Below are 10987 nucleotides of genomic sequence, written 5' to 3' on the forward strand. Positions count from 1 at the left end.
GAACGGTGGGGTCACCATGTCTCAGCAGCCGTACTACCGACGGGCGAGCCGTCTCACCGTCCGCCTGAACGGCCTCGTCGGCCGCATGGCCCGGCACGGCGTCAGCCTCCTCGGCACGGCCGAGCTGTCCGTGCGCGGGCGCACGAGCGGCCGGATGCAGCGCATCCCGGTCAACCCGCACTCCTACGAGGGGGAGCGCTACCTCGTATCCGCCCGGGGCCACTCCCAGTGGGTGCGCAACATGCGCGTCGCGGGCGGCGGCGAACTGCGCGTGGGCCGCAGGACGCGCGCCTTCTCCGCCGCGGAGATCGCCGACGACGAGCGCAAGGCCCGGATCGTCCGCGCCTACCTGGAGCGCTGGGGCTGGGAGGTCGACCAGTACTTCCAGGGCATCACGGCGAAGTCGACGGACGCCGAGATCCTGGCCGCCTGCCCGGACCACCCGGTCTTCCGCATCTCAGTCGAGCCCTGAGACCACCGGAAGCAGACCGATCCCGGCACCACTGCCGGCCGCGCCACGGCACCGCTGCCGACGCCCGGCCGCCGACCGGATCCGACAGTGCGTCAGGTGACCGGCCGGCCGTCGGACCACAGCCGGGGAACCCCGTCCTCGTCACGGGGTCGCGCAGGCAACCTTCCTCGGGCACATCCCGTCGTACACGGTATGAAGATTTCGTTTCTCCTGCACAACGCGTATGGAATAGGAGGCACGATCACCACCACGTTCAACCTGGCCCGAGCGCTGGCCGATCGGCACGACGTGGAGATCATCTCGGCCCTCCGGCACCGGGAGCGGCCGAACCTCACCCCCGACCCGCGCGTGCGGCTGCGGCCCCTGGTGGATCTGCGGTACGAGAAGAACGACCCGCGGCATCTGACTCCGGCGACGGTCTTCCCGTCGTCCGAATACCGCTACCGGCAGTACAGCGCGCTCACCGACGAACGCATCGGCGAGGCACTGGCGTCGCTCGACGCCGACGTCGTCGTGGGCACCCGCCCCGGCCTCAACGTCCACCTGGCCCTCCAGGCCCCCGAGCGGACGGTCCGGGTCGGACAGGAACACCTCACGCTCGACAACCACCCGCCCCGCCTGCGCAACGCGCTGCGCCGGGCCTATCCGCGCCTCGACGCGATCACCCCCGTCACGGAGGCCGACGCCCGCGCCTACCGGCGCAAGATGCGGCTGCCGGGCGTACGGGTGCAGGCACTGCCCAACAGCGTCCCGGCCCCGGCCCTCCCGCCGGCCGACGGCCGTGAGCGCGTCGTGCTGGCCGCCGGACGCCTGGTGCCGGTGAAGCGGTTCGACCTCCTGATCGAGGCCTTCGCCGCGGTCGCCGCCGAGCGGCCCGACTGGAAGCTGCGGATCTACGGCAAGGGCGAGGAGCAGGAGCGGCTGCGCGCCCTCATCGACCGGCTCGGGCTGTACAACAACGTGTTCCTGATGGGCGCGGTGACCCCGATGGAAGCGGAGTGGGTCAAGGGCTCCATCGGAGCGGCCACGTCCAACTTCGAGCCGTTCGGCATGACCATCGTCGAGGCGATGCGCTGCGGGTTACCCGTCGTGAGCACCGACTGCGCCTACGGCCCCGGCGAGATCATCGCCCCCGGCGAGGACGGCCGGCTGGTCCCCGTGGGAGACCGGGACGCGCTGGCCGGCGCCCTGCTGGACCTCGTACGCGACGACGGACTGCGCCGCCGCATGGGACGCACCGCGCTGGACAACTCCCGGCGCTACGCCCCCGACCGGGTCGTGGCCCAGGCCGAGCGGCTCTTCGAGGAACTGCTGGCGGCCCGGAGCGAGCGCCGGCCGGTGTCGCGCGGCACGGACCACGCCCTGGTGAGCGGCGGTTACGCGGCCAGGGACACCGTGCTGGTCGCGGCCAGCAGCGTCGTGAGGACCGTACGGAAGGCGCGCCCATGAGCGGCATCGACGACGACAGGAACGCACCGGTGGACAAGCCCCGCGCGGACGTGACCGTGGACGAGGAAGGACGGCTCACCGTCCGCCTACGGCTGCCGCACCCCGCCCCGGAACACCCCCGGCTGCTGCTCCAACCGCGCCCGAAGAAGGGGAAGCCGGAGAAGACCGGCCGCCTCCTCGCACTGGAGCCCGAGGGCCGGGGCCAGTGGCGGGCCGTGCTGGAGACGGCCCCCGCCCTGGAGGAAGGCCGCTGGGACGCCTACCTCGTCGGCGCGCCCGAGGACGAGCGCACACCGCTGCTGCCGGGTCTGCGCGATCTGCGCGCGCTCGTGTCCGGCGCGGACGGCGCGGACGGCGGACCCGGCGGACCCGGCGCGTACGGCGGGCCCGGCCGGAACGGCGGCCGGGCCGTCCCGCTGGCGGTCCGGATCCCGTACGCCACCAAGGACGGCCGGCTCGCCGTACGGGCCTGGCTGCGGGCCGCGCACGCGGAGGCCGGCAGGATCGTCCTCTCGGACGACGCGATGACCGTGACGGCCCGGCTGTTCGGCGCCCGGCTGGGCGAGGGCGCGGCGGCGGTCCTGCGGCGACGGGGCCAGGAGGCCGCCGTACGGCAGACCGCGCTCCGGCCCGAGGGCGGCCAGGACTTCTCGTTCACCGTCGGCTTCCGGGAGCTGCTGGCGGACGACGCCGGGCCCGCCGTCTGGGACGTGGACGTCCGCCCGGCCGCCGGCGCACCGCGCATCCGGGTGGCCCGGCTGCTGGACGACATGGCGGACCGCAAGGCCGTCTTCGTCTACCCGGCCGCCGTCCTCGGCGGGATGACGGCGCGCCCGTACTACACGGTCGACAACGACCTGTCCGTGGAGGTCGCCCGGTCGAGCACCCGGTGAAGGCCGGCGCCCGGCGGCGGCTGTCCGCTCCCGCACGAGAGACGAGGGCAGAGAGCAGAGAGCGGTACCGCCGGGCCGCAGCTTCGTCGTCGGTGCAGGGAGCTGCGCCTCCTCCCGCACCGCGGGGGACCTCCGACGGATCCCTAGCGGTCGATTGCGCTCAGGGCCCGTTGCGCCAGCGGGTGGGTGCGGACCAGTTCGGCCAGCGAGGTCGTGCCGCGGGTGATCCCGGCGAAGGCCTTCCACGCCGGGCGGAAGCCGGTCAGCACCGCGTGCAGCATCCCGGGGCGGCACTCGAACAGCTTGAGCATGCGGCGGCCGACGCCCATCTCCACGCCGAGCCCGGCCTTGATGGCGAAGGCGTAGTTGAGGGCCTGACGCCGGGCGTCCACCGCGTCGTGCGCCTCGGCGATCCGGACCGCCCACTCGCCGGCGAGCCGGCCCGAGCGCAGCGCGAAGGAGATGCCCTCGCGCGTCCACGGCTCCAGCAGCCCCGCCGCGTCCCCGCACACCACGACCCGGCCGCGCGACAGCGGCGAGTCCTCGCTGCGGCAGCGGGTCAGGTGCCCGGAGGAGACCGCCGGTTCGAACCCGGCGAGGCCGAGCCGCGCGATGAAGTCCTCCAGATACCGCTTGGTGCCCGCGCCGTCGCCGCGCGCCGAGATGACGCCGACGGTCAGCGTGTCGCCCTTGGGGAAGACCCAGCCGTAACTCCCGGGCAGCGGGCCCCAGTCGATCAGGACCCGGCCCGCCCAGTCCTCCGCCACGGTCCGCGGGACCGGGATCTCCGCCTCCAGACCGAGGTCGACCTGGTCCAGCTTGACCCCGACGTGTGCTCCTATCCGGCCGGCGCTGCCGTCCGCTCCGACGACCGCGCGGGCCAGCACCGTCTCGCCGCCGGCCAGCACCACGGCGACGGTGCGCCGGTCGGGCACCGCCGGCCCGTGCTGCTCCACGCGCACCACCGAGGCCCCGGTGCGCAGTTCGGCGCCGGCCTTCTGCGCCTCCTCGACCAGCCCCGCGTCGAACTCGGAGCGGTTGATCAGCCCGAAGAGCATGCGCCGGGAGCGGCGGGTGCGCGAGAGCTTCCCGTTCAGCGAGAAGGTCACCGCGTGGATGCGGTCCTTCAGGGGCAGTTCGAAGCCCGGCGGCAGCGCGTCGCGGGAATACCCGATGATGCCGCCGCCGCAGGTCTTGTAGCGCGGCAGTTCCGCCTTCTCCAGCAGCAGGACCCGTCGCCCTGCGACGGCTGCCGCGTACGCCGCCGATGCGCCGGCCGGTCCGGCGCCGACCACGACGACGTCCCAGACAAACGACTCTTCGTGCTCACGTCCGGCGTCTGCGTTCTCGCTGCTCACGATGTGCTTCTGCTCCCGATCCGACCAGTGGCCCCAAGCTGCTCACGGCATCCTACGGCGCGTTCCGGCCAAGCCCCCCTGTGGGAGGATCGACCACGATTCCGTCCAGCGCGCGACGCCGGATCAACGGTGCCGCGCCGGGGCGCGTACACGCGCCCTCCCCATAACGTCGCACCCACGAGGAGCGTGCCCATGACCGCCCGTCCGATTTCCGAGACCGTGGCTTCGCTGATGCCCCGCGCCAGGGCGGAGCTGGCCGAGTTGGTGGCGTTCCGGTCGGTGGCCGACCCGGCGCAGTTCCCGAAGAGCGAGTGCGAGGCGGCGGCGGACTGGGTCGCGGACGCGCTGCGCGCCGAGGACTTCACGGATGTGGAGCTGCTGGACACTCCGGACGGCACCCGGTCCGTCTACGGCTACCTGCCCGGCCCGGCCGGGGCGCCCACCGTCCTGCTCTACGCGCACTACGACGTGCAGCCTCCGCTGGACGAGTCGGCGTGGGTCTCCCCGCCGTTCGAGCTCACCGAGCGGGACGGCCGCTGGTACGGCCGGGGCGCGGCCGACTGCAAGGGCGGGTTCATCATGCACCTGCTCGCGCTGCGCGCCCTGAAGGCGAACGGCGGTGTCCCCGTCTCGGTGAAGGTGATCGCCGAGGGCTCCGAGGAGCAGGGCACCGGCGGTCTGGAGCGGTACGCGGAGGCGCACCCGGACCTGCTGGCCGCCGACACCGTCGTCATCGGGGACACGGGCAACTTCCGGGCCGGGGTGCCGACGGTCACCGCGACGCTGCTCGGGATGACGATGCTGCGGGTGCGGCTCGACACCCTCGAAGGGAACCTGCACTCCGGGCAGTTCGGCGGCGCCGCCCCCGACGCGCTGGCCGCGATGATCCAGCTGCTGGCCTCGCTGCGCGCCGAGGACGGGACGACGACGGTCGACGGGCTGACCGGAGACGCCGACTGGGACGGCCTCCAGTACCCGGAGGCGGAGTTCCGCAAGGACGCCAAGGTGCTGGACGGGGTGGAGCTGATCGGCGCCGGGACGGTCGCGGACCGGATCTGGGCCCGTCCCGCCGTCACCGTCATCGGCATCGACTGCCCGCCGGTGGTGGGCGCGACGCCGTCGCTGCAGGCGAGCGCGCGGGCTCAGGTCAGCCTGCGGGTGCCGCCCGGCCAGGACGCCGCCGAGGCGACGAAGCTGCTCACCGCGCACCTGACGTCGCGCGCTCCGTGGGGCGCGCGGGTCTCGGTGGAGCAGGTGGGCCAGGGCCAGCCGTTCCGTGCCGACCTCACGAGCCCGGCGTACGCGGCGATGGCGGACGCCATGCGCGAGGCGTACCCGGGCCAGGAGATGCAGTCCGCCGGAATGGGCGGCTCGATCCCGCTGTGCAACACGCTCGCGGAGCTGTACCCGGAGGCGGAGATCCTGCTGATCGGCCTCAGCGAGCCGGAGGCGCAGATCCACGCGGTGAACGAGAGCGTGTCGCCCGAGGAGCTGGAGCGGCTGTCGGTCGCCGAGGCGTTGTTCCTGCGCAACTACGCGGAGTCCCGGAAGGGCTGATCCGGACCGGCCCGCACCGGAACCGGCCGACTGCCACGGGGGCGGGTTCTCAGCCCACCGGAACACCGGCCTCCAGGTTGAGCACGGTCGACCGTTCCCGGGCCCGCAGGGCCCAGCGCAGGCGCTCGTACCGGGTGGGAGGCAGCATCATCGCCGCCTCCTGCTCGGTGACGAAGCGCCAGCCGCGCAGTTCGGCGCCGGGCAGCAGCAGCCGTGCCGCGTCCTCGGAGCGCAGCCGTCCGCCGTCGAAGAGGAAGCGCAGCCCGCCGTAACCGGGCGGGCAGGGCGGTTCCCAGTCCACGACCAGCAGGGACGGCACGCGGTCGAGGCGGATCCCGATCTCCTCGGCCACCTCCCGCACTCCTGCCTGCGCGGGGGCCTCGCCCGCCTCGACGACGCCGCCCGGGAACTCCCAGCCCGGCTTGTAGGTGGGGTCGACGAGCAGCACCCGGTCCTGCTCGTCGAAGAGCAGCACGGCGGCGGCGACCGTCTCGGCGGTCGGTGCGGGGCTCTGCACTATCTCGCAGGCCCCGGCGGCCCCGCTGCGGACGGCTTCGGCGATCCGCCCGGCCGTGGCGCGCGGTGTGAGGGCGCTGTTGTCGATCACATGGGCGTCCTCGGTGATCCAGCCGAGGGCGTCGCGGTACGGGGCGATGTGCTCGTAGGCCCATCGCCGGGCCCGCTCGCTGCGCTCGACGTCCTCGGGGAACTCCACCCGGTCCGCGATCCGGTCACGCAGGATCGTTTCCTCAGGTGAGAGCAGTACATGCCGGACGGGAATGCGCCGGGAGGCCAGTCCGCCGAAGATCTCGTCGCGGTACTCCTGTCTCAGCAGCGTCATGGGCACCACCAGCACGCCGGGCACCTCGGCGAGCAGCGCGGCGGCCGTGTCCACCACGAGCCGCCGCCAGATCGGCAGGTCCTGGAAGTCGTCGACCTCCGCCAGCCGCTTCTGCGGGAGCAGGGCGCGCAGCCCGGCCCCGGTGAGCTCCGGGTCGTACAGCGTGCTGTTCGGGATCAGATCGATCAGTTCGCCCGCGGCACTGGTCTTGCCCGCACCGAACGCGCCGTTGACCCAGACGATCACGGTTTTCCCCCTCTTCCGTAGCCCCCTGTGGCTTGCCCGCAACACCCTGCCGCGGAAACCCCGCCGCGGCGACAGCCTCGCCGCGATGAGGTCATCCGGCCTCTTTCGGGCACTCCCACGGTACGGGGCGGGCTTTCGGGGCACCCGTAACGATGACGTGCCGGGGTCGTTGGAGCAGGCAGTCGCCGGGCCGACGGCAGGGCCCGCGGGTACAGGGAGGTGCGCCGTGCGGCGGACGGTTCTCGAACAGTTTCCGGCGGGAGACCCCCGCGGCAGCCGGGCCGCTGAGCAGTTCGCGGCGGCGCGGCGCGGCGAGGGCATGGCCGCGGAGGTCGTGATGAACCTGGACCAGGACGCCTTCCTGGTGGTCGTGGAGCAGCCGTCGGCGGACCGCTGAGGACTGCCTGCTCCACGACCGGCCCCCGGCGGACCGCTGGCGCCCCGGCCGCGCCGCGTCCGCGCCGTCGTCGCGCCGGGGTCCGCCGTCGAACCGCCGCCGCCGCGCGGCAGTCGGCGGCCTGACGGCACCTCCCGATCTCAGCGTGCCGCGATGGCCGCCGCAGCCGCGCCGACCAGACCCGCGTCCGTGCCCATCACGGCGGGCGCCACGTCCAGCCGTCGCACGAAGGAGAGCGTGGCGTAGTCGCGCAGGCTGCGGCGCAGCGGCGCGAAGAGCACGTCGCCCGCGCCGGCCACTCCCCCGCCGATCACCGCGATGTCGATCTCGACCAGCGTGGCGGTGGCGGCGATTCCGGCGGCCAGCGCCTGGGCCGCGCGTTCGTACGAGGCGAGGGCGACGGGGTGGCCCGCGCGGGCAGCCACCGCGACGGAGGCGGCGGTCGCGTCGCTGTCCGGACCGGGCCGCCACCCGCCTTCCAGGGCGCGGCGGGCGATGTTCGGTCCGCTGGCGATGCGTTCGACGCAGCCGCGCCCCCCGCAGGGGCACGGGTCGCCGTCCAGGTCGACGCTGATGTGACCGATGTGGCCGGCGTTGCCCGAGGGGCCGGGGTGCAGTGCCCCGCCGAGGACGAGCCCGCCGCCCACTCCGGTCGAGACGACGAGGCACAGGGCGTTGTCGTATCCGCGCGCGGCTCCCAGCCAGTGTTCGGCCGCCGTCATGGCGACCCCGTCGCCGACCAGCGTGACCGGCAGCCCGCCGGTCGTCTTGCGCACCCGCTCCACCAGGGGGAAGTCCCGCCAGCCGGGCACGTTGACCGGGCTGACCGTGCCCGTGGACGCGTCGACGGGACCGGCGCTGCCGATGCCGGCGGATCCCACCCGCTCCCACAGCGGAGAGGCCGTCAACTCGCCCAGCACGTCCTCGACCGCGCCCATCACCGCCTCGGCGCCCTGCTGGGCGGGCGTCGGCCGCTGCGCCCGTGCGAGGAGGGTTCCGCCGGCGTCGACCAGTGCGCCGGCGATCTTGGTTCCCCCGATGTCGAGCGCGGCGACGAGGTCGGTATGCATCGGTGTGGGTTCTCCGGATGAGTGAAGTGTCGGGACCTGCGGCTTCCGTCAGTAGTCTGCACCGTCTCCCTCCTGTTGACAACGTTGTCCAGGGCCTATGCTCGACGCCACAGCCTCCGTTTGCCTCCGCAGCCCGTCCGCGGCCGTCGCGGAGCCGCCCGCATTCCGCCCGTTTCCGACGACAGGACAACGCACAGTGGACCGGACCGCCCGTCATTCCGAGACCCGATACGGCAACCGGCCGACCATGAAGGACGTGGCGGCCCGCGCGGGCGTGGGGCTCAAGACGGTGTCCCGGGTGGTGAACAGCGAGCCCGGCGTCACACCGGACACCGAACGCCGGGTGCAGGAGGCGATCGACGCGCTCGGCTTCCGCCGCAACGACAGCGCGCGCGTGCTGCGCAAGGGCCGTACGGCGTCCATCGGCCTGGTCCTGGAGGATCTGGCCGACCCCTTCTACGGACCGCTGAGCCGCGCCGTGGAGGAGGTGGCCCGCGCGCACGGCGCGCTGCTCATCAACGGCTCCAGCGCGGAAGACCCCGAGCGGGAGCAGGAGTTGGTCCTGGCCCTGTGCGCGCGGCGCGTGGACGGGTTGATCGTGATCCCGGCGGGCGACGACCACCGCTATCTGGAGCCGGAGATAAAGGCGGGCGTCGCCACGGTCTTCGTGGACCGGCCGGCCGGCCACGTCGACGCCGACATGGTGCTGTCCGACAGCTTCGGGGGCTCCCGCGAGGGCGTGGCCCACCTCATCGCGCACGGCCACCGCAGGATCGGCTTCGTCGGCGACCAGCCCCGCATCCACACGGCGACCGAGCGCCTGCGCGGCTATCACGCGGCCATGGCCGACGCGGGGATCGGCGTCCGGGACGCCTGGGTCTCGCTCGGCACCACCGGCCCCGACCGGGTCCGGCGCGCCGTCGAGGAGATGCTGGCGGGGCCGGAGCCGGTCACCGCGCTGTTCGCGGGGAACAACCGGGTGACGGTGACGGCGGTCCGGGTGATAGCCGAGCGGCAACGGCCGGTGGCCCTGGTCGGGTTCGACGACATCGAGCTGGCCGACCTGCTGGGGATCACGGTGATCTCGCAGGACGCGGCAGCGGTCGGCCGGACCGCCGCCGAACACCTCTTCCGCCGCCTCGACGGCGCCGACCACGCCCCTGCCCGGGTGCAACTGCCGACCACGCTGATCCCGCGCGGTTCGGGCGAACTGCCGCCCGCCTGAGCCCGCTCGCCGTTGGCCGGCTACGGAGCCGCCACGGTCGGGCCGCCCCGGCGCGGCGACGCGAACGCGTCCAGGTCCGCCCGGGTCAGGCCGGTGAGCCGGGCCACCTCAGCGGTGTCCAGCGCACCGCAGTCGATGCCCCGGAGCAGGTAGCCGCTGAGGGCCTTGGCCGTGGCCGGTTCGTCCATGACGTGGCCGCCCGCCTTCGCGACGTAGGCGGCGAGCCGGGCGGCGGCCGGTTCCAGGCCCTCGCGGTAGAAGGTGTAGACGGCCGCGTAACGCGTCGGCAGGTGACCGGGGTGCATGTCCCAGCCCTGGTAGTAGGCGCGGGCCAGAGCGCGGCGCGTGAGGCCGTAGTGGAGCCGCCAGGCTTCGTGGACCTGGGCGGTGGGGCCGACGGGCAGCACGTTGGTGGAGCCGTCGCAGACGCGTACGCCGGTGCCCGCCGCGGCGACCTGCATGACGGCCTTGGCGTGGTCGGCGGCCGGATGGTCGGGGGCCTGGTACGCCGCGCTGACGCCGACGCAGGCGCTGTAGTCGAAGGTGCCGTAGTGCAGTCCGGTCGCCCGGCCCCGCGCGGCGTCGATCATGCGGGCGACGGCGGCGGTCCCGTCGGCGGCGAGGATCGACTGGCTGGTCTCGATCTGGATCTCGAAGCCGATCCGCCCGGCGTCCAGGCCGTGGGCCCGCTCGAAGGCTTCGAGCAGCCGCGCGAAGGCGGTGACCTGCTCGGGGTACGTCACCTTGGGCAGGGTCAGCACGAGCCCGTCGGGCAGGCCGCCCGCCGCCATGAGCCCGGTGAGGAAGACGTCCGTGGTGCGGATGCCCCGGTCTCGCACGCCGGCCTCCATGCACTTCATCCGGATGCCGGCGTACGGGGCGGCGGCGCCGTTCGCGTACGCCTCGGAGACCAGGCGGGCGGCGCGGGCGGCGGCCTCGTCCTCCTCGGCGTCCGGGCGGAGGCCGTAGCCGTCCTCGAAGTCGATGCGCAGGTCCTCCACGGGCTCGCGCTCCAGCTTGGCGCGTACACGGTCGTGGACCGGCCCGGCCAGTTCCTCGGGGATGCCGAGGACGGCGGCGAACGCGGCGGCGTCGGGGGCGTGTTCATCGAGGGCGGCCAGCGCCTGATCGCCCCAGGAGCGGAGGGTGGCGGGCTCGAAGGCGTCGCCGGGCACGTAGACGGTGTGCACGGGCTGGCGGGTGCCGGGGTCGCCCGGGTAGCGGCGGGCCAGCTCCGCGTCGACCGCCGTGAGGGAGGCGCTGATCTCCGCGCCGACCGTACCGGCGAGGCTCGTCGCCACCTTCTCCCGCTGCCCCATGGCCGCACCCTCCACGCTCTCGCCGTTTCCGCTCACCGGAATCAACAATCCGTATAGTGAAGTTATAAGTCCGCCGGACCTGCGTCAACGGTCGCCCGAACGCCTCTGGGCCGCGCGGCGGGGTTCACCGTGCGGCCCAGAGGCGTGTACGCGTGGGGGA

At 73.8% G+C, this 10987-nt stretch carries 10 protein-coding genes; 6 read left to right on the top strand and 4 right to left on the bottom strand.

All coding sequences use genetic code 11. The annotated features are described in order from the left end of the window. The first annotated feature begins 16 nt into the window (after positions 1-16). The 3 genes from EES43_RS01695 (at position 17) to EES43_RS01705 (ending at position 2814) form a co-directional block, all read left to right on the top strand. Positions 17-472, top strand: coding sequence for a nitroreductase/quinone reductase family protein (locus tag EES43_RS01695; RefSeq protein WP_124266995.1), 456 nt, complete (start codon positions 17-19; stop codon positions 470-472). A gap of 192 nt (positions 473-664) precedes the next feature. Then, on the top strand, positions 665-1921 hold the full coding sequence (locus tag EES43_RS01700; protein WP_124266996.1) for a glycosyltransferase family 4 protein: 1257 nt from the start codon (positions 665-667) through the stop codon (positions 1919-1921). Continuing rightward, entirely contained in the window at positions 1918-2814 is an 897-nt protein-coding gene (locus EES43_RS01705; protein ID WP_124266997.1) for a hypothetical protein, read from the top strand. Before EES43_RS01700 ends, EES43_RS01705 begins: the two co-directional genes overlap by 4 nt. 143 nt (positions 2815-2957) lie before the next feature. Here EES43_RS01705 and EES43_RS01710 read toward each other — a convergent pair whose 3' ends face one another. Continuing rightward, positions 2958-4172, bottom strand: a complete 1215-nt coding sequence (locus EES43_RS01710) for a geranylgeranyl reductase family protein (protein ID WP_124266998.1) — start codon at positions 4170-4172, stop codon at positions 2958-2960. 192 nt (positions 4173-4364) lie between these two features. Between EES43_RS01710 and EES43_RS01715 the strand changes: the two genes are divergently transcribed. Further along, complete coding sequence (locus tag EES43_RS01715; RefSeq protein WP_124266999.1) at positions 4365-5729, top strand: dipeptidase; 1365 nt, start codon at positions 4365-4367, stop codon at positions 5727-5729. Between the two features lie 49 nt (positions 5730-5778). Here the strand turns inward: EES43_RS01715 and EES43_RS01720 are convergent, their stop codons facing one another. Beyond that, positions 5779-6816: an NUDIX hydrolase gene (locus EES43_RS01720; protein WP_124267000.1), complete on the bottom strand. Its 1038-nt coding sequence runs from the start codon at positions 6814-6816 to the stop codon at positions 5779-5781. 226 nt (positions 6817-7042) lie between these two features. On the opposite strand from EES43_RS01720, the gene EES43_RS30470 reads away from it, so the two are divergent. Further along, complete coding sequence (locus tag EES43_RS30470) at positions 7043-7213, top strand: hypothetical protein (RefSeq protein WP_164493101.1); 171 nt, start codon at positions 7043-7045, stop codon at positions 7211-7213. Positions 7214-7353: 140 nt separating this feature from the next. Here EES43_RS30470 and EES43_RS01725 read toward each other — a convergent pair whose 3' ends face one another. Next, on the bottom strand, positions 7354-8283 hold the full coding sequence (locus EES43_RS01725) for an ROK family protein (protein WP_124267001.1): 930 nt from the start codon (positions 8281-8283) through the stop codon (positions 7354-7356). A gap of 196 nt (positions 8284-8479) precedes the next feature. On the opposite strand from EES43_RS01725, the gene EES43_RS01730 reads away from it, so the two are divergent. Continuing rightward, positions 8480-9508, top strand: coding sequence for a LacI family DNA-binding transcriptional regulator (locus tag EES43_RS01730; protein WP_124267002.1), 1029 nt, complete (start codon positions 8480-8482; stop codon positions 9506-9508). Between the two features lie 20 nt (positions 9509-9528). Here the strand turns inward: EES43_RS01730 and EES43_RS01735 are convergent, their stop codons facing one another. Further along, complete coding sequence (locus EES43_RS01735; RefSeq protein ID WP_124271737.1) at positions 9529-10827, bottom strand: DUF6986 family protein; 1299 nt, start codon at positions 10825-10827, stop codon at positions 9529-9531. Between the last annotated feature and the right edge of the window lie 160 nt (positions 10828-10987).

The organism is Streptomyces sp. ADI96-02 (assembly GCF_003846185.1).
GTDB lineage: Bacteria > Actinomycetota > Actinomycetes > Streptomycetales > Streptomycetaceae > Streptomyces.